The organism is Martinezella tropici (assembly GCF_003287875.1).
GTDB classification, from domain to species: Bacteria; Pseudomonadota; Alphaproteobacteria; order Rhizobiales; family Rhizobiaceae; genus Rhizobium; species Rhizobium tropici_C.
Genome location: NZ_QMKK01000030.1, coordinates 215,607 through 237,890 on the forward strand (window position 1 = coordinate 215,607; position 22,284 = coordinate 237,890).

The following is a 22,284-nucleotide window of genomic DNA, read 5'->3' on the forward strand; positions in this document are numbered from 1 at the left end:
TGATTAGGGGATTTTTACATGAAGTTTATGTTAGGCTGCACAGTCGCTATGAGCGCTGTGGCAAGCGGTGCCGCATATGGGCAGGATGCCACGCAATTGGCGCCAATAGTGATTACCGGGACAAAAAACGCCACGTCCACGATCGGAACTCTGCCGGAAGAGTATGCAGGCGGTCAGGTCGCGAAGGGGGCACGATTGGGGGCGCTGGGAAACCGGGATTTCATGGAAACCCCCTTTAACGTGACTGGCTATACATCCGAGTTAATCGAAGACAAGGGTGCCCAGACCGTGGGCGAGTTAATGGACAACGATCCGTCTGTCAGAAACACGCACTCCTCTGGCGGCCTGTTGGATTCGTTCTACATCCGGGGCTTTCCGGTCGGCGAAGGCAACGCCGGCGAAATCGCATTTGACGGGATTTACGGTATCGCTCCCACCTACCGTGTTTTCACCGACTATGCCGAGCGGGTCGAGGTGCTGAAGGGTCCGACAGCTTTCCTGTACGGCATTTCTCCCAACAGCGCTGTCGGCGGCACGATCAATATCGTTCCGAAGCGAGCGCTCGATAAGGATTTGACGCGGCTGACGACAGACTACGCTTCCGATTTTCAGGGCGGTACCCATGTCGACGTGTCGCGCCGGTTCGGCGATGAACGGCAATTCGGTATTCGTTTGAACGGCAGCGTCCATGGGGGTGACACGCCGATCGATGATCAGACACGGGACTTTTACATCGGAGCCTTGGCTCTCGATTATCAGGGGGAAAATCTCCGAGCCACGCTCGACGTGATCGGACAGCGCGAAACTCTCGACGCACCTCAGCGTCCCTTCCTTCAAACGACAGGACTGGTCGTGCCCGACGCACCCGACGGATCGCTCAATGTCCAGGAACCGTGGGAGTGGTCGAAGAGTGCGGACCGCTCGGTCCTGGGCAGGGTCGAATATGACCTGACCGACGATATCACCTGGTTTGGCGCTTTAGGCGGCGGCAATTCTCACGTGCATCGCCTTTTTGGCCTGCCCACCATCCTGAACTCGGCGGGCGACGTCAGCATCACGCCACAGAATGCGATTTTCGACGTCGACAGACTGACGGCAGAAACGGGTATTCGCACCAAGTTCGACACAGGGCCGATCTCCCACACGATGACCCTGCAAGCGAGCTATCTCCACCAGAGCCTTAATCGTGCGATCGTTTCAGGCACTGCTCAGCTGAGCAATATGTACGACCCTGTGCGTCGCATAGAACAATTCGTAGCCGATCCACGTTCCGTGCCGAAGGTTTCGGAGGCCAGACTGTCCGGCATCGGCCTTTCGGATACGTTGTCGATGCTGGACGAGCGTGTACAGCTCACGCTTGGTGGCCGCTTCCAGCAGATCGACTCGAAGAATTTCAATGCAGCAACAGGTGCCGTGTCGTCGTCCTCGGATGAAGACGCCGTCACGCCGCTCGTTGGCCTTGTTGTCCGCCCCTGGGAAAAGGTTTCCTTCTATGCCAATTACGCTCAGGGCCTGAGCATAGGCGATACGGCTCCCACCACGGCCATCAATGCGGGCGAAACGCTCGCTCCATACAAGACGACCCAATACGAGATCGGCACCAAGATCGACTTCGGACAGATCGCCATGACCGTAAGCGCATTCCAGATCGAGAAGCCCTTCGGCCAGTTGGAACCAGGCGGCGGCGGCCAGGTCTTCACCGCTGGTGGGGAACAGCGCAACCGCGGCGTTGAATTCAACGTCTTTGGCGAGGTGACGGATGATCTGCGCTTGCTTGGCGGTCTGGTGCTGATGGATGGCGAACTGACGAATACGTCGAGCGCTTCGACCCGTGACAAGCGCCCGGTCGGCGTACCCAAGATCCAGGCCAATATCGGAGCCGAATGGGACGCGTCTTTCCTGGAAGGCCTGACGCTGACGGCCAATGTCATTCAAACCGGCGAACAATATATCAACACGACGAACACGCTGAAGATCCCTTCCTGGACGCGGCTTGACCTCGGCGCGCGCTACAAGACGGAAATCGAAACGAGGCCCGTCACATTCCGGGCCTCCGTCGAAAACGTGTTCGATAAGGACTACTGGTCCGGTGTCGCAAGCTTCAGCACGATCGCCCAGGGTGCGCCACGCACCTTCAAGGTATCGATGACCACGGACTTCTGAGGCGGCCGACAGCAGCCAAGGCAGGCTTCACACTGCATCATCTACGATCAGGTGAAGCTTGCCTTGAGAACATCTCTCGAGACGGCTTTTCACCCGAAATGCCGTCTCGAGATTCGCGGGCGTCAGCACTTGGGCAACGGAGCCGAATGCATGCAGCGTTCCATGCGCAAGGATGGCGATCTTGTCGGCGAACTTCATCGCCAGGTTCAGGTCATGGACCGCGATGATGACGAGCAGGCCCTTTTCCTTTGCAAGCGACCTGACATGCCTCATGACATCGAACTGACGATGGAGGTCAAGGGCACTCGTCGGCTCGTCGAGAAGCAGGACGGTCGGAGCGCGGATGACGCATTGTGCAAGTGCTACGAGCTGGCGCTGACCGCCGCTCAGTTCCGAAACATATTCGGACCCAAGATCGGCGATTTGCAGGGCAGCGAGTGCCTGCTCGACCTCATGGAGATCTGCATCGGCAAGCTTCCAGCCACTCGTCTGCTTGCGTGCCAACAGCACGGCTTCGAAGACGGTCAGCGCCGCTCCGCTCACCTGATCCTGCGGCATGTAGGCGATCGCTGTTTCGCGATCGACAACACCTGTCAGGCGACATTCTCCAGCACCCGGAAGGATGCCGGCTATACGGCGCAGAAGTGTTGATTTGCCTGCTGCATTAGATCCGATCAGCGCGATGATTTCTCCTCCATGGCATGGAGGCAACGATACGTCGCTGAGGACGGTTCGCGCGCCGTAGACCGCTCCGAGCGCTTCAGTGCTGAGGACTACCACGTTTCGCGGCCTCCCTTCAGGATAAGATAAAAGAAGACCGGCAGGCCGATGACGGCGGTAATGACCCCGATCGGCAAGACCGCGCCCGGCACGAGAATTTTCGCGGCTGTGGAACTTGATGACATGATCAGGGCTCCGATCATGGCGCTGGCAGGCAGCAAATGCCGCTGATCCTCGCCGACGAGCATCCGCGCAATATGTGGCGCAACAAGTCCGACAAAGCCGATCGTTCCGACGAAAGCCACCGGCATGGCCGACAGAAGCGATATCAGAACGAGCGTTTCCAGCCGAAGGCGACGAACCGGGATTCCGAAGGATGCCGCTCGCGCCTCTCCAAGACGAAGAGCCGTCAATTGCCAGCGCCGATAAACAAAGATGGGAATGGTGAGAACCAGGACGGCGACCGTTACGGCGAGCTTTGGCCAGGTTGCCTTGGTCAGGCTGCCCATCGTCCAGAAGACGATAGCGGCGACCGCCTGGTCATTTGCAAAATACTGGACGATCGCCAATGCGGTATTGAAACTGAACACCAGCGCGATACCAAGCAGCACGATCGTCTGGACCGAGCTTCCCCGCCGCAATCCCACGGAATGGATGACGAGGGCGGATCCGAGCGCCATGATGAAGGCGTTGACGGCAACGATATAGTCGCCAGCGACCGGTATGAAGGACAGGCCGAAAGCAAGAGCGAGCGCCGCGCCGAAGCTTGCTGCCGATGAAATGCCAAGCGTGAACGGGCTTGCGAGCGGATTATTGAGCACCGTCTGCATCTGGACACCGGCGGTTGCAAGCGCCATTCCGACGACCACAGCCATGAGGGCTGACGGCATCCGGATGGACCAGATGACGACGCGCATCTGGGGCTGCGCATCCGCGGGCATAAGTACGGTCTTCAGCATATCATCCAGTCCATACCAGGCCGGACCGGTGGCAATATCGGCGAGAAGCACGAGGATCGCTGCGGCAAGCAGCAGACAAAGCACGACATATTTTCTGAGGCTCGCGAGGCGATAGCGGCCGACCGCATTGATGTGGCTGACGGTTGTCATGGTTTCGGTCACTGTGCTTGAGTATCGAGGCTGACGGCATAGCCGGGCTGATAGACGATCGGCAGAAAGCGCCTATGATATTCGGCGAACGTCTTATCCGGGTCTAGATCGGCGAAGAGATCGGGATGGAGCCATTTTGCGATCCATTGGACGGCGATGAATTCATAGGGGCTGTTGTAGAATTGATGCCAGATGGCGTGGAAATTGCGTTTTGTCTGTGCCGTCGTCCCGGCATAAGCATCCCGCATCGTGAACCATTCCAGCTTCTTCCTCGAGGCATTCAGATCTGCATTCGGGCCGACAGGAATCCAGCGGCCACCGGGCACGTAAGCCTGCCAGTCGGCGCTGGTGACAATCACATGATCGGGATTGGAGACGACCACCTGCTCGGGGCTCAGCTGCCCGAATGTCGAGGGCAGAAAGTCACTGCCGATATTGTGTCCGCCGGCCAGATCGACATATTTGCCGAAATTCTCCGCGCCGAATGACAGGCAGCAGTCTTCCGTATATCCGCCGATGCGCTCGATGAAAACCTTCGGGCGCTCCGGCTTCGCCCTGGCAAGCACATCCTCGACCCGAGCCATCGCCTCCCTGCGGAATGCGATCACCTCTTCTGCCTGCGCCTCGCGTCCCATGATCTTGCCGAGCAGCCGGATAGTCGGATCGGTATTCTGAAGCGGATAGTGCCTGAAATCGATGTACAGGACCGGTATGTCGAGCGATGCAAGTTTCCCGATATATTGAGCGTCTTCATTGGCCTGTTTGGCTTCGAGGTTGAGAAGAACCACGTCGGGCTTCTTCACGATCGCCGATTCGATATCGATCAGGCTTCCTTCATTTCCCTTGAAGGTCGGCAATTTCGCAAGCTCGGGGAATTTTTCGAGATACTGGTTGTAGGTCGCGGGATCGGCTTCGATCAGATCGTTGCGCCACGCGACGATGCGCTCCAGCGGATTCTCTCGGTCAAGCGATGCGATCAGATAGAGTTGCCTGCCCTCCCCGAGCAGCATCCGGGAGACGGGCACCTTAACCTGCACGTCCCGCCCGGCGATATCCTTGACAGTCACGGTCGTTTGCGCGGCCGCGCCATTTTCGGCGCGGGCAGAAAGAGCCGTAAGCGGCGTCAATAACAGGATTATCGCAAACGCGTAGAGGCGAAGGCAGGTCACAGGGTATCTCCAACAGGTGAGCGCGAGCGTGCCGACAGCCACAGGCCGAGGGCAGTAAGGAGGGATGCCGCATAAAGCAGCGACACGAGAGGGTAAACGCTTGTAAGCCCGAATATCTGGGCAGTGCCCGTTCCGACGGCTATCCCCGCCACGGATGCGATCTGCTGCCAGGACTGGGCAGCGCCCAATACCGAACCCTGACGTCCATCGGCCGTGGCTGCAGACATGAGGGCCACGAGGACGGGGGTCGTTCCGCCGAGCAGTCCGCCCCAGAACAGATAGATCAGGGCAAAATATTCAACCGAGCGCGTGAGGCCGGCTAGACCGGTCAGCAATGCGCATCCGCCGGCAATCAGGACTATCCAGCCAAGGATGAAGCTTGCCGGACGGTCGTTGAAAAATTGCGCCCAAAGCGGCGCCGCCACGACAAACCCGAGCGCCAGAAGGCCGTAGCTGAAACCCGTGACCCAGTGAGGGGCTTGAAAGACCTCAGCCATGTACAGCGCAAAGGGCACCTGCAAAACCATTCGGCTGGCGAGCATCATTCCCGTCAGCGCCATAAGGCCCCGGACGGGTGCGGTAGCTTGCCCCGTGAATGCTTGATTCTGGCGGGCTTGGGCTCGATCGGCTCTGCTCGCCTCTGCCACGGGTCGCGGCAAGATCACATAGGCGGCGGCGGCACAGATACCGCAGATGAGACCGGCCGTCAGGTTGATCGTCGTGAAGGAGGATACGTCGAGGATGAGACCGCCGAGAAAGGCGCCACCCAGCGACCCCACATTGGTCGCCACCTGAAGCCAGGTCAAAAGCACGCCGCGATTGCGGCCGCCGGTAATCTGGATGCCATAGGCCTGGGCCGGCGCGATATAGCCGGCGCAACATCCCTGCAGAAACCGCAGGAACAGGATCAGCCAGACGTCCTGGGCGAAGGAAACGAGGATCTGGGTGATCGCAAGCCCGACAAGCGCTCTGACCATCATCAGGCGGTTGCCGTACCGATCACCCATCCTTCCCCATAGCGCGCTTGTCAGAGAGACGCCGATCATCGGGCACACATAGACGCCGATTCCAGCCAGCGCGAAGATTCCCCCTGACGATGATAGTTCCTCGATGCGCAGTGGCCAGAACGGACCGCTCATCTCCATGGCTCCCATGGAGATGAACTGCAGGCCGAAGAGAATAGCAAAGACCGGCCCGAAGCCTCGTATAACCGCAAAAGTCCCCGTCATGGCGTCTTCGTGAGCGGGTTCGGCAGTTGATGCTCCAGACGATAGTCGCGATATCGCTCGAGATGCATGCGCAAGACGGAACGGGTCGGCCAGGGGCGATCGAGAAACGCGTCCCGCTCTTCCAGCCAGAATTCTTCCGACAGCATGCGGGGTCGTACCCGGTCAAACGCTTCTTCCGTCTTCTGCCTCAGGATCGCCCATGCTTCGCTGAGCCCGAAATGTTCGTCCAGGCAAAGCGCCACTTCATGAAGATGGCAGACGAAGCAGGCATCGATAACGAACGAGCGAACAAGGGAGATGTCATCGTTGAAGGTAGTCGGCAGGATGCCGGGTCGGCTGAACGGCTTCAGCGAATATCCCCGCGCCTCGAACAGCGGGGCGAAACTGCGGCCATCGCCGAAGTCGCGAATGAGCAGGCGCCGCGGGCGTCCGGATGGATCGAAGAGGACGGTACTATTCTGCTGGTGAGCTTCGAAGGCGATGCCATACGACAGGTACATGGCGATCGTCGGCCTGAGAACGACCCCGGCATAGATGCGGAAGAACTCAGCGGCCGCTCGACCATCATCGCCCATGCGTGCGATCAGTTCGCAGATTAGCGGCCGGCCATCGACGGGACTTGCGGCAAGTAGCGCGGCCACGGTGACGGGCATCAGATCGTCTTTTCGCGCGATGCCCTCGGCCTCGCGATAGACGACGGAGAGGAAACGGCCCGGATGTTCGTCGCCCGTTTCGGGATGGTGGAGGATAGCCCCCAGCTCCTCGCGGAAGAACTCCAGTTCGCCTCCAATGGCTTCATCGGCAGCGAGAATGTCGGACATCAAGGTGCTGAGCCTCGGACCCATGTGAATGGACTTCGCCTGCAGGGTCCGCATCTCGCTCGTCATCCAGATCGCAACCGGCAGTTTGACAAACGGCCTTGCTTCTTCCAGGTCCGGCAGCATCGTGCGAAAGGACATGGAGGGGATTGTGACAATCTCCGGTCCATCGATCACAAGCACGCCGGAAGCGATCTCGTCAGCAAATTCCCGGCGGACAAAGTGATCGAGGTGCCAGGCATGGATCGGCAGGGGCAGCCAGTCCTCAGGCGTTTGCCCCCGTTCCGTTAACGCCTTGACCCAGGCATCCCATGGCTCCGGGAAATTGTGGCGGAACCAGCCGTTATAGCTGTCGACATGGGGCATCGTCTCTACATAGGCCCAATCCTGCCGCAGGGCGGCGATACGCAGATTGACGCGCGCGCCGAACTCCGGCGACAGCGCCTCGACCTCCTGCGCCGAAAGGCCGGGCTTCGATTTCCAGGTCGGGTAAAAGGGATGTCCCTCCAGGGATCCCCACTGGTCGAGCATCATGGCGGCCTGATGCACGGGACGCGTATGGCGCAGGTAGGCAATGAGACCAGTGTCGCCACCGGCCGCTATTTCCCGGCTGAGCGAGCCAATCCAGTCCTGCCGGTGACGACGGATCAGCGCATCGTTCTCGATGCTGTTGTCGATGTCGGCGAGCAGGCGCGCAATCCCGTCCGCGGCAGGTGCGACCGACCAGTCCGATGAGACTTCGGCAATCAGGTCGGCTGGTTCTTCCAGCCGCCGTCGCCTGCCGCTGTCATCGATGATTTCGATGGCACCACGGGTCAGCATCGTATTCGCCGGCAGCCGCCGCAGGTCTTCGAAATGGAGAACTTTTCTCGCAGACCATAGCGGAAGCCATGCCTGTTTGCCGTCTTCGGACCAAAGCAAGGCGTCGGGATTGAGGATGCGCTCGGCGAGCAGGCATCGCACCAGCCGTGCCAGGGCATTATGTCTTGCCTGTTGGCGGAATTGCGGGTCGATCGCATCTCTCGCATAGGACGGGACGATAGTTTCATTCATCCGATTGCCTCCGCCCACGTCACGGGAACAAAATTCAGAGGAGGTTGCGGCAGATTGCCGTGATAGGCGCGCGCCCAATGGTAGGTCGTTTCGATCGCGGGCACCGGCACATCCAGCCGCTTGGCTATTTCCAGGAGGAGCGCCTGACCGAAGGCAATGTCTTCATGAAAGGCGCGACTTTCCCGATCGATCACCAGGCCCGGTCCATCCGGATTGGCAACGAGCGGCGCGCGGATTCCTGCGTAGGCGCTGTTGGTTCTCAGCAGGGAATACATTGTGCTGTCATCGCCGATCTGGTCGCCATAGGCCTCGATCAGCTCCTGACGAAGCGGCTTTATGCTTCCCAGGTCAACCTTGAGCCGCCTTTCGGCGGCATGTTTGAGCGCCTGATTTTCGGCATCGCACGCTTCCAGCATTTCTGCGCCGGTGCGCGGGCAATCGCTCCACCAGCAGATCGGCTCTTCGAAGGGAAGCGCCTCCCATGGAGCGCCAGGACCGACAAGCCCGTAAAGGACAGCCGGATGCATCAATGCATTGCCTGGGGTCAGCGTGATCTCGAGATAGTCGTCGAGGATGCCGACCGGCGCTTCATAGAGCCGGGCGAGCAGATCCGACAACTCTTCCTTCGCGTCCGCCGCCTCGCGACGATGAAGCGCCGCATATAGCTGCGCCTTTGCGCCACCCATGCGCACTTCGCTGCCCGCAACGAGATTATAGGCGGTATGGGGAACGTCCTTCATCCCCCAGATCACGATATTCTCGCGTTCGCCGAACGCAGTCTCGGCCAGCCAGTCGAACCCGCAAAATCCCGGAATGGCTCCGACGAAGACCCGCTTACTGTCAGGCAGATGGGGCGCGATCTGCTGCAGGAGCGCCGGACGCGCCTGCGCAGGCTGCGTCACGACGACCAGATCCGCATCGGCGAGTGCCGTCCGCGGATCGGTGCCAACATGGTCGATCCGTCCCTTCAGAGCACCGCCCTCGGGCAAATTCACCCGCCAGACCTGTTCTCCGCCCGACCATTTGTCGGCAAGCTCGGCCGACGACGTCAGAACGGATACGTCCACGCCGTCGCGCTGTTTGAACAGGACGGCATTCAGATGGCCGGTTCGCCCGGCCCCGCATATCGTGACCTTCATGCCGCGCGTGCCTGCCCGGAAAGCCACGCATCGAGCTCAGCGGCAATCGACGGGTCGAACAGGCCGCGTTTTGCCATCCATTCGTCGTCGAAGACCGAACCGAGATATTTCTCCCCTCCGTCGGCTACGGTCGTCACGACGGTCCCCCGCAACTTGCCGGAAGCGATGAATTCGAGAGCCTTGTAGATCGCCCCGCCTGTCGACCCTCCGACCAGCAGTGCCTTACGGCGTGCGATATAACGGGCCGTTTCGAATGCCTGCTGATCGGTAACCTGTACGCCCTCGTCAATGCAGCTGTAGTCGAGGACCTTGCCGACTTCGTCGCCGGCCGGCGTGCCCGTTCCGGACTGATAATAAGGATGTCCGGGTTGTCCGAACACGATGGAGCCCGCGGGTTCCACCGCGATCGTGCGGATCGTGGGCAAGCGCTGCTTCAGCCGCTGCGAAATTCCCGTCATCGACCCGCCGGTGCCGACGCATCCCACAAATGCATCGATGCCGTCGGGAAGCTGCTCCATCAGTTCATCAACATACTCGGCATAACCCTCAGGATTGGCAGGATTGTCGGACTGGTTCATGAACATGGCGCCTGGCAATTGCGCGCCGAGCTGCGCTGCCAGTCTCTGCCGGGCGACGACGGCGACTTCATCTTCCCTGAAGTCCCCTTCGACATAACGGATTTCGGCGCCGATCGCCCGCATCATGCGGATTTTATCAGGCGCGGCATGATGGTCCACGACGGCAATGAAATTCAACCCGAACTCGACCGCCGCCAGCGCCAGGCCGATACCGGTATTTCCCGAGGAGGATTCGACGATTGTTCCTCCCGGAGCAAGCCGGCCGTCCTGTAAGGCGGCCACGACCATGCTGCGCGCCATACGATCCTTCATGGAACCGCCGGGATTGTTCTTTTCTATCTTCAACACGAGGATGGTATCTCGGCTCGGTATCTCGATTGACATGACCGGGGTGCGCCCGATCAATTGCGTCACATTCGTAGGAAGCATGGTGTCCTCTCCTAGTTATCGGGATAGATCGACAGTTGACCGGCTGCGCTCTTTGTTACGCACAACCGCTTGGGCATCGGGTGGCGATGAAACTCGTTTTCGAGGAGATCCATCTGATAGCCGCCGGTATTGGCCCAGACGAGAAGGTCTCCGGCCTCCGGAATCTGGGAAAAGCCGAGCCAGCGGTTGCTCAGGACGTCTTCATCGAGGCAGCTATGTCCCGCTATGTAGCCCCGGAATGGCTCATCCGCCCGAGCCCGGTCGTTCTGACGCAGCAGGACCGGATCCACCATGAATTCAGACGCAAACCAGGTCTCGCAGGCACTGAAACTGCTGCCTTCGACGAAGATGACACCATCTCCACCGCCGAGATCCTTCACGCGTGTAATACGGAAAGCTGAAATTGCCGCCTGGTCGACAAGGGACCGCCCCGGCTCCATCGCGAGCGTCAGTTCGCGCTGCTTGAGATAGTCCTCGATCGTCAGGCCCGACGACAGTTGCGCATCCAGGAAGCAGGAAAGCCACGCCGCCGCAGATTGCGGACCGCCATAGGGATAAAAGGAAGCCGGAACCTTCCCCGTACGGTAATCATCGGCGCGCTGGCGCAGCAGATGCTCTTCCCATGCCACCTCAGACACATATTGGATCGGCAATCCGCCGCCGATATCGATCATTTTGGGAGAAAGCCCGATTGCGCGTGCTTCCTCCATCAGCTTGGCAGCCTCTTCAAACGCTACCGCACGATCTTGCCAGCGATATCCGCTGAGATGGAAATGTATGCCGTCGAAGCGGAAACGATCATCGGCGGCGATGCGCGACAGGCAGGCTCGCACCGTCTCGCCAGCCATGCCAAAACGGCTTTTCTCGTGGCCTTTCGGCTGCAGTCGCAAAAGGACGGGCTGCTCGACCCCATCGGTTGGCAGGCGCTTCGATACGTCGGTCAGTTCCTCCGGACTATCCACGCAGATGAGAGCCCCGATGCGCACGAGTTCGTCATGAAATTGCGCGGTTTTCGCAGGGCCGGTCGCCACAATGCCACTGCCCCAAGCTCCGAGCTTTACGGCATCACGAAGCTCGTAAACGCTCGACACATCGATACCTGCGCCTGCTTCGAGTGCGGCCCGCATCAGGCCCGAGGATTTATTGACTTTCGCACCATAGTAGATCGCGTGTCCGACGCCCCGTTCATCGAAAACGCGGCGCAGGCCTTCGACGTTTGCGTTGAGTTCCGACGGAAGCACGAGGTGAAGCGGAGACCCGTATTCTTCGGTCCATTTGTGCAGGGACGCGCTCGAGGTCAGAATGTCGGCAGCAAGAGGAGAGAGAATTGGAGACAGCTCGGGCCACGTGATCGGGTCGATGTGGGACGTCATCCGGCAAGCCTCTCCGAATTGTCGAGGGGCTCATACCACTGTCGAAGATCCTCGAGCTTCACGTCGCACGCTGGCAGATCATCCAGGAAAATGTGGCGTGTGGTCTTGATCGGAAATTTTTGCCGGCTGCAGGCCATGTCATAAATATCGGCTGGCGTGATCGTCTCACCGGCCCGCCAGGCTTCGACGCGTACGCTCCGGTAGTCGAGGAGAAAGGTTGGCACGGCGGCCAGCCCAAGCCGGAACGCCACTTCCAGACGGTGATGGCCGTCCATCACGAAGAGCGCGTCCTTCTCCACCATGATCGGCACTGTCCAGCGGCCGATCGTGGAGATAAGGCCATGAACTTCATCGACCCTGCCTGCATCTGTCTCCTCGGTGGGAATCAACTTATGCGGGGGCAGCAGATGGAATTTCATTGTTTCACCCAGCGTTCGTTTCGTATTTGACTAAGAGCGTGTCAAAACTTGATTCTATAACTCATATTATATCGCACCCTTAACGCGATCATGACAAATCTGTCAACGAGGGGTTATTGCTCTGCCTGTCGATTTTTGCTGGGATCCACCGCAAGAGACATCCACCCCAGGACGGCATCGGCATGCACAGCCGTCGAATGCCCGACAGCTGTTTCTGTCGATCCGGACTTGCGGAGAAGCTTTGCCTTGCCTGGTAAATCGTTTGCCAATGACATCGACAGACCCGTCCGGGCCATGCCCGCCGGATTGCCCGCCAAGCGCGGCAGGCACGTGCGCAAACATGAAAAGGAATATAGCAGCGAATCTCATCGCTCTTAGATAGCATTTCATTCGCCTGCTGCGTGCGGCCGGGGGCATTCGTGCATGCAGGCTCGTCAACTCAGACATGACGCGGCGGGCATCATCGTTCTCGTTGCCCGCCCCGGTACTCTCGATGGCGCACGCGCACCTAACGTCGTACGAACATCGCTGCTCGCATCGCGACATGAGACACGCCCTGACGAAAGTCACGCTCACTCGGATGGGTGACGGCGGCCCATTCGATCTGGCACGACAGCCGTCGCGGCTGCGGACTGGTCGAACCGTCCGACAACGTCAGCATCGCCGCGACTTCAAGACTGCCTTTTCGCCCGCCTCAGTCATCGTCCTGCCACCTGCGCAGATCCGTCTGGCCATGATAGGCCATGCGGTCGGGCGTGGTGATGAATTCCACAGTCGTGCCCCATGGCATGCGGCAGTAGCAGACCTTGTTTCCAGGACCCTTTTCGGTTGCGTAGGGAATAGCGCGTGGCGCAGTAAGGGGCGTGCCTCCAGCCTTTTCAAAGCGCTCAACCGATCCGTCGATGTCGTCGGTGTAGACACCGAAGTGTGTAATGCCGAAGTCGCTCGCTCGAACCGGCTGGGCTTGTTCGGGACCGTGCATTTCGAAGAGTTCGATGTCCGGTCCGTTTCCGATCTTGACCATCGCCTGCGCACGCACGACCGTTCCAGGGGAAGCGCCAGTGGCCCGCTCGAATTCGGGTCCCTGCCGCGGCGGATCCTGCGGTCCGAATGACTGATAGATCACCTGGCCGCCGAAAGCTTCCACCAGGAACGATTTTGCTGCTTCGATGTCAGGCACCGTGATGCCGATATGATTGACTCCGCGAATGACAGGTGCGGTCATGACAGTTTTCCTTTCTTATTTGATCGATCGAACGCGATCGGGCGCAACTCGCCCGCAATGTCGCGATCCGGCCCACGACGGGGTGGTCGCAGAGTTTCAACTGGTCTTGAGGAAATCGAGCAGAGCGGCCGCCACTTCATCCGGCCGCTCGTCCGCGACATAGTGGCTGCACCGCGCAATCGAGCCGCCCGTCACATTGCTGGCGAACTCCTTGAGCATCGGGACCATATGCGCACCGAAGCGCTGCTCCCCGCCGAGACCTAACACCGGTATCTCGAGTGGTTGCCTTTTGTACTCGAGCGCAGCCGCATGGTCGGCGGCGAGAGTGCGATACCATTCCATGCCGCCGCGCGTGCGGCCAGGAAGGGCCATCGCTTTCGCGTAGATCTCGATGTCCGCCGGATCGAAGGTGCTGTGATCGTAGAACCGCTCCGCCATGAAGCTCGAAACATAGTCATATTCACGGCCATGGATCAGGCGTTCGGGTAGATCCCGGTTCATATGAAAGCCGAAGTGCCAGATCCTTGCAGTCGTCGCCTCCCATTGCGTCCAGCCTGGAAGCGGAACGTCGAGGACGGCCAGGTGGGTAACAGCCTCCCGATAGATGGCGGCCAGCGGCAACGCCACCATTCCGCCAATGTCATGGCCGCACACGGCGTAGTGTTCATGCCCAAGTGCAACCATGACCTCGTGTGCGTCGCGCGCCATCGTCGCCTTGTCATAGCCGTCAAGCGGGCAGTCGGAAAAGCCCGCGCCGCGCAGATCCATGGCCACGACGCTGAAATGCTCGGCCAGCAGCGGCATCACATGGTGCCATTCCCACCACGTTTCCGGCCAGCCGTGAAGCAGAAGGATCGGCGGGCCTGAGCCCCCGGTGACGGCGTTGATCTTGATGCCATTCACCGGCATCAGCTGCTGGGTAAACCCCTTCAAAGTTGCGATCATGATCACTTTCCAATCGAGGTTGACATTCGAACAGAGCTTGCGGCCAGCGCTCAGGGCTGGTCGAAATCGGTCGCGATCGTGATGCCGCGCCAGGCATCGATATCGCGGCGGAAGGAAGCCAGCTTTCGCTCAGCGATCGAATGCGCGATCGGGCCGAGCGGCAGATGAAGCGGAGCGTTGTCGGCATCGACTGCCTGCAGGATCACCGCGATCGCCTTGTCGGGATCGCCCGCCTGATTGCCGTTGTTGGTTTCGCGATAGTGCTTGCGCGAGCTCGCGGCGTATTCCGGCATTTCGTTGGCCGCTATGGTGATCGAACGGCCAAGGAAATCGGTGCGAAACGGCCCAGGCTCGACGATCAGCACGCGGATGCCGAACGGCTTCAGCTCGCCGGCGAGCGCTTCGGAAATCCCTTCCACGGCAAACTTGGCGGCATTATAATATCCGCCACCGCCGCTGCCGGCGATGCCTGCGCCGGACGACATGTTGACGATCGTTCCGCCCGAACGTCGCAGGACGGGAAGGGCGGCTCTGGTGGTTTCGATCAGACCGAACACGTTCACCTCGAACATCGGCCGATATTCTTCGGGCGTGCCTTCCTCGATCGCGCCGAACAGTCCGTAGCCGGCATTGTTCACGAGCACGTCAAATCCGCCGAATGTCTCGACCGCCTTTGCGACCGAGGCCTTGGCTGCCGCCGCATCCGTCACGTCGAGCGGCAAAGTAATCATGCGGCCGCCAAAAGGCTCAGCCATTTCTCCGATCGTTTTGATATTGCGGGCCGTCGCGATGACCTGATCGCCACGCTGTGCCGCAGCGAGCGCGAGCCGCCGGCCGAAGCCGCTTGAGCAGCCTGTGATGAGCCAAGTTCTCATTGGTTTGTCTCCGAGTTGGTTTCAGACGACGCCATGCTGTCGCCGCCACGAACCGTCATGTCCGCCATGATCGACCAATCCTTCTCGCCAAAGCCCGCCAAGACGGCTTGGTCGAGCCCCTCCCGGACAGCTTCAAGCATCGGGAGCGTGCGTCCGATCTCGTTGCTGGCTTCAGTCGCGAGGCGCATGTCCTTGAGGGCGAGCTTGGCCTTGAAACCGGGCTCGAATGATCGTTCCGTGATCTGCGCGCTGTAGCTCTCATAGGCGCGGCCCGAGAAAAGGGTGCCTAAAATGAGTTCAAAGAAATCCGCGCGCTCGAGTCCGACGCTCTCGGTCAGCACGACACCCTCAGCCATCGCCTCGATAGCCATGGCGATCATCATGTTGCAGGCGAGCTTCGCCGCATTCGCCCGAGCGGGGTTCTCCCCCAACTTCCAGACCTTTTTGCTGAGAGGAGCGAGCAGCGGCTCGATCGCGGCCACTGCATTGGCCTTCCCGGCCGCCAGGATGTTAAGCTGGCCACGCGCCGCTACGTTCGGTCGCCCGAGCACCGGTGCGGACACATAGCCAAGGCCCGCCTCTTCGTGCAGCAGCTCCAGTTCTCGCGCAAAAGCGACCGAGATCGTCGATGTGACAATATGGGTGAGCCCAGGCGCGCTTGCGAGCAGGCCGGCATCGAGGACCACCTCGCGAATGACAGCGTCGTCGGATAGCATTGTGAAGACTGCGTCAGCCTGGAATGCATCCGCCGCGAATTCGACAAGCGTCACCCCGGGGACACTATCCTGGGCGACCTTGCTACGGTTCCAGGCCCGAACATCATGGCCTGCCTTCACCAGATTTATGGCCATTGCCGAACCCATACTGCCGAGACCGATAAATCCGATCTGCATGGTCTATCTCCTGTTGTTCGGATAAGTGCTGGGCGCCGGGTAGTACCCAGGCCGCCGGGCGATCGTCAGACGAGGCCCGCCGATGAGTTGGCCGGTCGCGATGCCGAAGCCACAGGAGTGGCTTCCGCGTATGGGTCACGAAACATCCGCAGCCCTGCGCCTGAACATCAAGGCATCGGCTTCATTTGCTCGCCGCTTCGGCGATGACGTCGGCGACTTCGCGCGGATGCGAGATATAAACCGCATGGCTGGCACCGGGCACCTCGGTGGCCTTCGCGCTTGCCCGCTTGTACATGGACCGCTCCGCCTCGGCGGCGACAGCCATGTCCAGCCCGGCCACGATGCCGTAGCTCGGCTTGGTCTTCCAGGCCGCGTGTTGCGTCTTGGTTCCAAGGATCTTCGCCGAAACCGGCACCTGCGAGTTAGCCATGAAATCCGCCTCGGCCTTGGACAGGTCAGCGGCGAATCCCACCCGGAACTTCGCTGGATCGAACAGTAGGAAGCCGTCAGACGTCGGCTTGAACGCGTCCGCGGTCGGACTCGGCCACTTCTCGAACAGATCGCCGACGCTCTCGCCAACATCCGGGACAATGGCCGCGACATAGACAAGTGCCGAAACGCTCGGGTCGACGCCGGCTTCGGTGATGATCTGACCACCATAGCTGTGACCAACGAGGACGACCGGTCCATTTTGCTGCTCGATAGCGCGGTGAACCGCCTGAACGTCATCCTCCAGCGAAGTGTTCGGTTCCTGGACGACCGTGACTTTCAAGCCCTTGGCGACCAGGCGCTCATAAACGCCCCTCCAGCCGCTGCCATCGACCAACGCGCCATGGACCAAAATTACATTCTGGGCCGGCTGCGCGAAAGCGGACGGCGCGCCGAACACCACTGCAAGAGCCGCAGCACCGAGATAGAGGGACTTGAGAGACATTTGCCGATCCTTCCGAATGACATGAGGTGGTACACGAGAGATGGTCCGATGGACCGATGGTGGGAATCTAGGTGCTTAGATTTGTTCTTTAAGTGACAAAAATGTATTCTCGGCGTTCAGTTTTGTAAGGGTATCGTGATGGAATGGAGTGATGTCAGAATTTTTCTTGCTGTTGCGCGATCCGGCACGCTCGGCGGCGCCGCGCGTTCTCTTCAGACAAGCCATCCGACCGTCGGCAGGCGCCTGCGCGCACTTGAGCAGGCGATCGGCCACACGCTCTTCCAGCGGACTGCGGACGGTCTTGTTCTGACGGAAGAGGGCCACGGGATCATCGCGCTGGCGGAGCAGATGGAAGAAGGCGCGCTGGCCATGGAGCGCCGGCTTGCGGGGCAGGAGCAGAATCTCAAAGGCAGTCTGCGCATTTCATCAGCGGACTGGTTCGGGGCCTACGTACTGCCTCCCATCCTGGCGGATTTTTCCAACGCCTACCCCAATGTCGACGTCGAGATCCTGACCGGCACGCGCCTGTTCAACCTCGCTCAGCGCGAGGCCGACATCGCTTTTCGTATCGTTCCGTTCAACACCGCCGATGTCGTTCAGCGGCGGCTCTTCAGGCTCGAATACGGCGTCTACGTCGCAGAGGAGTCGCCTGATCCCAAATATGGCGACGGGGCTGGTTTCCGGCTGATCACCCACGATACGTCGACCGGGCAGTTTCCCGATATCGCTTGGCTCATCGAGAGCTTCCCCAAAGCGAGACCGGTCCTGCGATCGAATAACCGCAACGTTCAGGGACGTATGTGTCGGCAAGGCGTCGGGATTGCCGTGCTGCCTCGCGTGGTCGGCGATCAGATCGCGGGTATCCGCAGACTGGAACTGCCGACGCAGCCACCGGCGCGAGACATCTGGATGGGATATCACCGGGATCTACGACGTCTTCAGCGGCTTCGTGCGTTCATCTCGACCGTATCGGACCATCTCGTGAATGCGACCGCATGACGAGCGGCCCGGAGATGATCAAGACTGCCCAAAAAATAGGGCGATCGCTCCCGGCTTGCGATTGAGGTATCCGCGCCTGTCGGCGAAATGGTGTGACCGACGCCCGGCTCGACCTCGAGTTCGACTTCGAAACCCGTGGCGCCAAGCTAGGCTGCAGCGAGTGTCGAAGCCATCGGGGTATCGTCGTGTCGTTCTGTCGTTCTGTCCATCCACAAGTAAGACCGGAATATCTTTGCTCACTGGAGATATCGTCTGCGGCGGAAGGAGCCCGGCAAACGAAACCACGAGGCAAGGGACCGTCATGGTGGAGGTGAAGCGAGCAGCCCGGTATCTTACAGCGACGGTCTTCGGCTCGCTACTTCCTGAGCTCTCGTCGCCACTATCTTCTGGTCTAAATATACCTCGGCTAAATTGAGTTCAAGTGAACGCATCGATGCTCTTTGGGGGGTCGAACTCTCAACCTGCAATTTCTAGCACGCAATCACTGCTTTTCATGATGTATGCCACCAAAAATGGCTTTTCATCATGAAACATGGCACATCGAAGCTTGGCGCCAGCGGAGATAGTAACGTGTTGTCGAGACTTCCAGATGTCGGCTCACGAGCCAATGAGACCGTTGGATCGCAGCGTGCAGCCGGATTCTGGACGCTGATCGGTCTGCCGTTATCTCATACGCATAGCCGGAAGAAGCGGCAGTATGTGGACGAGAGGACGGAACATACCTCGGCACATTTGCAGAAAATAGCTTTGCGGCATTGCAATAGCTGATAACGCACCGCAATATAGCTGCCACAAATCTGTGCAGTTGGGGTTCCGTGCCATGAGGATTTGTATTTATAAATCGGAAAGAGCACCTGAGCTCACCCTCTTATTGCGAGAAGGATTGCCTCTCCCGCTCGACACCAAGATAGACAAATGGACTAAAATCAAGGTGGTCACCGATCGGGAAATGAGAGCAGACCTTCTGATTGAGATTGGTGGCGCCGGATATGCATTAGTCCGGCTTGGTGCGACTAGACGACATTAGGCGGTAGCATCCATCTTGCTGTCGCGCTATCATCAAAAAACCGTGGCACCGCGGGACGTTGCCTGCTGGAAAGACGCACACTTGGCACTCACCAGCCGACCGGCAGCAAATCCGCCGGCGCAGATGCGGGAGATTGTCCGCGCACGCCTAGCCAGTTTCGAATAGCGTCGGCGATTTCAATACGTCCGTAGAGCTCTAGCAGGGTGTTAAAGAAGTCCATTTTCGGGCGGCGAAGTCAGCTTCATCACCGTTATGGAAACAGATTTGTCCGACGACGGAGCCGTCTGATTGGATTTCGGCCCATCCGTTGCCTTGGGCTTCGTCCATTTCGTCACTGCCTTGCCAGGAGAAGGCGACGTGATTGCCGTCGCGCGCACCGAAGATCTGCCCGGTGACGCAGCCAAAGGCGAATTCGCCGGAGCCGTCGGCGGCGAACTCGATGTAAGCGGGCTCCATCATGTCGGGATAGTCCTCGACATAGTCGGGCATCGCGACGATCCGCCAACGGCCGGCGAGGCTCATATCTGCACCGCCAGCAGCTTGGGCAAGCGGATCAGATTATAGGCCGCTAGGTTCAGGGTGAAGGCCGCGCCCACACGGGCGCATCCTCGTAGCTTGACCTTGGCCATGCCGGCCGATGACTTGATCCAACCAAACACTTCTTCGATCCGCTTGCGGCAGCGCTGGCTGGCTTCATAACCCGGATGGCGCTTCGTGCGGCCATCGATCGCCGTCACGCGAGGCTTGCCGGTTTTACTCAGATGGCCGTCGACGGCGATGTGCGGCGTGACCTTGTGCTCACGCAGGTCCTTGATGAACTGGCGTACGTCATAGGCCTTGTCGGCCTCCAGTGTGATGCGCCGCCGCGATGGCCGACGCTCCAACATGGCAAGCGCAGCTTCGCGCTCGGCTTTGCCCGTGGCCTGGGTGACGCCGCCATCCACGGCCAGCCCGTGACGGTTCTCCATCAGCGCATGGCCCATGTAGCACAGCTTCGCCGGCTGACCGTCGCCCTTCTTGTAGAGCCGCGCCTGCGGGTCGCTCGTGCTCTGGTGCGTATCGTTGGAGCGCTTTTCCTTGTGGAAGCCGCGCTTGGCGTTGCGGCCAGCGCCATCCGGATCATTATCGCCGCCGTCCTTGCGGCGGAAGCTCTTGATCGAAGCCCAGGCCTCGATCAGCGTCCCATCCACCGAGAAGTGATCCGACGACAACAGCCGCTTCACCCTTGGCTCCGCCAGCACCGCACGCAGAAACTTTGCCGCGATCTCACCTTCCAACAGCCGATCCCGGTTCTTGGTGAAACTCGAGTGATCCCAGGTCGGCTCGTCAACGCCGAGCCCCGCGAACCAGCGAAACAGAAGATCGAACTCCATGCGCTCCATCAACTGGCGCTCCGAGCGAATGCCGTAGAAGGCCTGCAGCAGCATCGCACGCAGCACGCGTTCCGGCGCGATCGAGGGTCGGCCGAGCCCAGCCGGATAAAGCACCGCGAAATTGCCATCCATCTCCGCAAGAGCCGCGTTCACGATCTCCCGGATCACTCGTAGCGGATGATCGCGCCGAACCCGCGCCTCAAGGTCCACATACGAAAACAGCGAGCCTGTCCGTTCGTCCAATCCGCGCATCCACCATCCCCAAATCACCCCGATACAGTGAGACCCCATGTCCTTAGCCGGCAGGGTGGCTCGTCTCGCATTATGTTCAGAACGAGGGTTAGCTGCAGCGCCAGAGCCTCAAACATAGGAGACGAGCCGTGGTCGATGATATCGCAGTTTACGTTGGTTTGGATGTGAGCAAGGAAAAAATCGCGATCGGTCTGGCGGAAGCGGGCCGCAAAGGTGAGGTTCGCTATTACGGCGAAATTGCCAACCGTGCTGATGCGGTGCGCAAATTTGTCGACAAGCTTGCTGGACGTCACGGACGCCTGTGCCTTTGCTATGAGGCCGGCCCGACAGGTTATGGATTGTATCGTCAACTTCGCGATCTTGGCCATGAATGCCTTGTCGTCGCGCCATCGCTGGTTCCGACCCGTCCGGGGCTTCAGATCAAGACGGATCGCCGCGATGCTGTCGCGCTTGCCGCGTTGTTGCGCGCTGGTGAACTGTCGTCCATCTGGGTTCCCGACGAGACACATGAGGCCATGCGCGATCTCTGCCGGGCAAGGGAAGTGACGGTCTCGGATCTACGGCGCGCGCGCCAGCATCTTTTATCGTTCCTGCTCCGGCACGGGCGGGTCTTCGAAGGCCGCTCTCATTGGACAAGAGCTCATCGAAACTGGCTGGCGACACAGCGCTTTGATCACCGTGCGCAGCAGATCGCTATGGAAGAATATATTCGTGCCATCGAGCAAATCGAGGAACGGCGTGAGCGGTTGACCCGGCAGATGGTGGCGCTCTTGCCGGACTGGTCGCTTAACCCTGTCGTCGAAGCGATCCAGGCCCTGCGCGGTGTCGCACAGATCTCGGCGGTGACACTGGTATCGGAGATCGGCGACTTCAGACGCTTCAACAATCCCCGGCAGTTCATGGCATGGCTGGGTCTGGTTCCCAAAGAGCGCTCGACCGGGGCCAGCGTGTCGCGGGGTTCAATCACGAAGGCCGGCAACACCCGTGCGCGGCGCATGCTGGTCGAAGGCGCATGGACCTATAGATTGCCTGCGCGTGTAAGCCAGGAAATCCTGAAACGAACGGAGGGGCTGCCTGAAGCGATCAGGGCGATCGCCTGGAAGGCGCAGGTGCGGCTATGCCAACGATATCGGCGCATGCAGGCTAGTGGCCGCCCCACAAACATCGTCATCGTCGCCATCGCGCGCGAGCTCGCTGCCTTCGCCTGGGCGATTGCGACGACAGTTCCCATTACCCCAACAAAGGCAGCCTGACGAAAAGGCATCAAGGGAAAGGAGAAAACAAGTTCAATTCCATCACGCTGTTTATTGCTGGGCGTGGCGGCCGGTCAGGGTAACCCTCGTTGTGATTCTGCGAGCCTGAAACGGCAACACGCGCCATGTGAGACAGAGGAAGGCCCGAGACGAACCACGGTCCTGCGGTATCCAACCCGCGCATCAGAGTCTGATCAACCGTCGTCTCAATGCCGCCGCGTCCTGCAATAACCAGCCCGTTTCTTTCGGCGCTGAAAAGCGAAACGAAAACCTATACCCCAATCCTTGAAAACGGACATGAGAATCACA

The 22,284-nt window shown here is 59.8% G+C and carries 19 protein-coding genes; 3 read left to right on the forward strand and 16 right to left on the reverse strand.

The annotated features are described in order from the left end of the window. Positions 1-18: 18 nt before the first annotated feature. Positions 19-2,163 (forward strand): TonB-dependent receptor, encoded by a 2,145-nt coding sequence (locus DQ393_RS12520; protein WP_112342093.1) that lies wholly within the window; start codon positions 19-21, stop codon positions 2,161-2,163. Positions 2,164-2,190: 27 nt separating this feature from the next. Here the strand turns inward: DQ393_RS12520 and DQ393_RS12525 are convergent, their stop codons facing one another. The 14 genes from DQ393_RS12525 to DQ393_RS12595 form a co-directional block, all read right to left on the reverse strand. After that, positions 2,191-2,943, reverse strand: a complete 753-nt coding sequence (locus tag DQ393_RS12525; RefSeq protein ID WP_112342094.1) for an ABC transporter ATP-binding protein — start codon at positions 2,941-2,943, stop codon at positions 2,191-2,193. After that, positions 2,937-3,992 carry a FecCD family ABC transporter permease gene (locus tag DQ393_RS12530; RefSeq protein WP_112342124.1) on the reverse strand — a complete coding sequence of 352 codons (1,056 nt, stop codon included), beginning with the start codon at positions 3,990-3,992 and terminating at the stop codon, positions 2,937-2,939. The genes DQ393_RS12525 and DQ393_RS12530 overlap by 7 nt, the downstream gene beginning before the upstream one ends. Before the next feature lie 8 nt (positions 3,993-4,000). Then, a complete protein-coding gene (locus DQ393_RS12535) occupies positions 4,001-5,161 on the reverse strand; it encodes an ABC transporter substrate-binding protein (RefSeq protein ID WP_112342095.1) in 1,161 nt (386 codons plus the stop codon). Continuing rightward, entirely contained in the window at positions 5,158-6,390 is a 1,233-nt protein-coding gene (locus DQ393_RS12540; protein ID WP_112342096.1) for an MFS transporter, read from the reverse strand. The genes DQ393_RS12535 and DQ393_RS12540 overlap by 4 nt, the downstream gene beginning before the upstream one ends. Beyond that, positions 6,387-8,261, reverse strand: coding sequence for an IucA/IucC family protein (locus DQ393_RS12545; RefSeq protein WP_112342097.1), 1,875 nt, complete (start codon positions 8,259-8,261; stop codon positions 6,387-6,389). The genes DQ393_RS12540 and DQ393_RS12545 overlap by 4 nt, the downstream gene beginning before the upstream one ends. Next, positions 8,258-9,400, reverse strand: a complete 1,143-nt coding sequence (locus tag DQ393_RS12550; protein WP_112342125.1) for an NAD/NADP octopine/nopaline dehydrogenase family protein — start codon at positions 9,398-9,400, stop codon at positions 8,258-8,260. Before DQ393_RS12550 ends, DQ393_RS12545 begins: the two co-directional genes overlap by 4 nt. Then, positions 9,397-10,407, reverse strand: coding sequence for a cysteine synthase family protein (locus DQ393_RS12555; RefSeq protein ID WP_112342098.1), 1,011 nt, complete (start codon positions 10,405-10,407; stop codon positions 9,397-9,399). Before DQ393_RS12555 ends, DQ393_RS12550 begins: the two co-directional genes overlap by 4 nt. Positions 10,408-10,418: 11 nt before the next feature. Then, entirely contained in the window at positions 10,419-11,780 is a 1,362-nt protein-coding gene (locus tag DQ393_RS12560; RefSeq protein WP_112342099.1) for a Y4yA family PLP-dependent enzyme, read from the reverse strand. Then, the gene (locus tag DQ393_RS12565; RefSeq protein ID WP_112342100.1) at positions 11,777-12,199 is read right to left on the reverse strand and encodes a ParB N-terminal domain-containing protein; all 423 of its coding nucleotides are present in this window, start codon (positions 12,197-12,199) and stop codon (positions 11,777-11,779) included. Before DQ393_RS12565 ends, DQ393_RS12560 begins: the two co-directional genes overlap by 4 nt. Before the next feature lie 694 nt (positions 12,200-12,893). After that, positions 12,894-13,424 (reverse strand): VOC family protein, encoded by a 531-nt coding sequence (locus DQ393_RS12575; protein WP_112342102.1) that lies wholly within the window; start codon positions 13,422-13,424, stop codon positions 12,894-12,896. A 96-nt stretch (positions 13,425-13,520) separates the two neighbouring features. After that, on the reverse strand, positions 13,521-14,369 hold the full coding sequence (locus DQ393_RS12580; RefSeq protein WP_112342103.1) for an alpha/beta fold hydrolase: 849 nt from the start codon (positions 14,367-14,369) through the stop codon (positions 13,521-13,523). A gap of 50 nt (positions 14,370-14,419) precedes the next feature. Then, entirely contained in the window at positions 14,420-15,244 is an 825-nt protein-coding gene (locus DQ393_RS12585; protein ID WP_112342104.1) for an oxidoreductase, read from the reverse strand. Continuing rightward, complete coding sequence (locus DQ393_RS12590; RefSeq protein ID WP_112342105.1) at positions 15,241-16,137, reverse strand: NAD(P)-dependent oxidoreductase; 897 nt, start codon at positions 16,135-16,137, stop codon at positions 15,241-15,243. The genes DQ393_RS12585 and DQ393_RS12590 overlap by 4 nt, the downstream gene beginning before the upstream one ends. 181 nt (positions 16,138-16,318) lie before the next feature. Further along, positions 16,319-17,071 (reverse strand): alpha/beta fold hydrolase, encoded by a 753-nt coding sequence (locus DQ393_RS12595; RefSeq protein WP_112342106.1) that lies wholly within the window; start codon positions 17,069-17,071, stop codon positions 16,319-16,321. Positions 17,072-17,209: 138 nt separating this feature from the next. Between DQ393_RS12595 and DQ393_RS12600 the strand changes: the two genes are divergently transcribed. Then, on the forward strand, positions 17,210-18,070 hold the full coding sequence (locus DQ393_RS12600; protein ID WP_112342107.1) for a LysR family transcriptional regulator: 861 nt from the start codon (positions 17,210-17,212) through the stop codon (positions 18,068-18,070). A 1,222-nt stretch (positions 18,071-19,292) separates the two neighbouring features. Here DQ393_RS12600 and DQ393_RS12605 read toward each other — a convergent pair. Together DQ393_RS12605 and DQ393_RS12610 are read right to left on the reverse strand one after the other, a co-directional pair. Beyond that, positions 19,293-19,619: a hypothetical protein gene (locus DQ393_RS12605; protein ID WP_112342108.1), complete on the reverse strand. Its 327-nt coding sequence runs from the start codon at positions 19,617-19,619 to the stop codon at positions 19,293-19,295. Further along, positions 19,616-20,722 carry an IS5 family transposase gene (locus tag DQ393_RS12610; protein ID WP_112342109.1) on the reverse strand — a complete coding sequence of 369 codons (1,107 nt, stop codon included), beginning with the start codon at positions 20,720-20,722 and terminating at the stop codon, positions 19,616-19,618. Before DQ393_RS12610 ends, DQ393_RS12605 begins: the two co-directional genes overlap by 4 nt. Before the next feature lie 128 nt (positions 20,723-20,850). Between DQ393_RS12610 and DQ393_RS12615 the strand changes: the two genes are divergently transcribed. Beyond that, on the forward strand, positions 20,851-21,975 hold the full coding sequence (locus DQ393_RS12615) for an IS110 family transposase (RefSeq protein ID WP_112339943.1): 1,125 nt from the start codon (positions 20,851-20,853) through the stop codon (positions 21,973-21,975). Positions 21,976-22,284: the final 309 nt, after the last annotated feature.

Excerpts from the sequence above, each read along its gene's own strand:
- DQ393_RS12555 (WP_112342098.1), bottom strand. The coding sequence starts at position 10,407 with ATGCTTCCTACGAATGTGACGCAATTGATCGGGCGCACCCCGGTCATG.
- DQ393_RS12560 (WP_112342099.1), bottom strand. The coding sequence starts at position 11,780 with ATGACGTCCCACATCGACCCGATCACGTGGCCCGAGCTGTCTCCAATT.
- DQ393_RS12605 (WP_112342108.1), bottom strand. The coding sequence starts at position 19,619 with ATGAGCCTCGCCGGCCGTTGGCGGATCGTCGCGATGCCCGACTATGTC.
- DQ393_RS12520 (WP_112342093.1), top strand. The coding sequence starts at position 19 with ATGAAGTTTATGTTAGGCTGCACAGTCGCTATGAGCGCTGTGGCAAGC.
- DQ393_RS12580 (WP_112342103.1), bottom strand. The coding sequence starts at position 14,369 with ATGATCGCAACTTTGAAGGGGTTTACCCAGCAGCTGATGCCGGTGAAT.
- DQ393_RS12585 (WP_112342104.1), bottom strand. The coding sequence starts at position 15,244 with ATGAGAACTTGGCTCATCACAGGCTGCTCAAGCGGCTTCGGCCGGCGG.
- DQ393_RS12550 (WP_112342125.1), bottom strand. The coding sequence starts at position 9,400 with ATGAAGGTCACGATATGCGGGGCCGGGCGAACCGGCCATCTGAATGCC.
- DQ393_RS12595 (WP_112342106.1), bottom strand. The coding sequence starts at position 17,071 with ATGTCTCTCAAGTCCCTCTATCTCGGTGCTGCGGCTCTTGCAGTGGTG.
- DQ393_RS12530 (WP_112342124.1), bottom strand. The coding sequence starts at position 3,992 with ATGACAACCGTCAGCCACATCAATGCGGTCGGCCGCTATCGCCTCGCG.
- DQ393_RS12610 (WP_112342109.1), bottom strand. The coding sequence starts at position 20,722 with ATGCGCGGATTGGACGAACGGACAGGCTCGCTGTTTTCGTATGTGGAC.
- DQ393_RS12590 (WP_112342105.1), bottom strand. The coding sequence starts at position 16,137 with ATGCAGATCGGATTTATCGGTCTCGGCAGTATGGGTTCGGCAATGGCC.
- DQ393_RS12540 (WP_112342096.1), bottom strand. The coding sequence starts at position 6,390 with ATGACGGGGACTTTTGCGGTTATACGAGGCTTCGGGCCGGTCTTTGCT.
- DQ393_RS12545 (WP_112342097.1), bottom strand. The coding sequence starts at position 8,261 with ATGAATGAAACTATCGTCCCGTCCTATGCGAGAGATGCGATCGACCCG.
- DQ393_RS12565 (WP_112342100.1), bottom strand. The coding sequence starts at position 12,199 with ATGAAATTCCATCTGCTGCCCCCGCATAAGTTGATTCCCACCGAGGAG.
- DQ393_RS12575 (WP_112342102.1), bottom strand. The coding sequence starts at position 13,424 with ATGACCGCACCTGTCATTCGCGGAGTCAATCATATCGGCATCACGGTG.
- DQ393_RS12600 (WP_112342107.1), top strand. The coding sequence starts at position 17,210 with ATGGAATGGAGTGATGTCAGAATTTTTCTTGCTGTTGCGCGATCCGGC.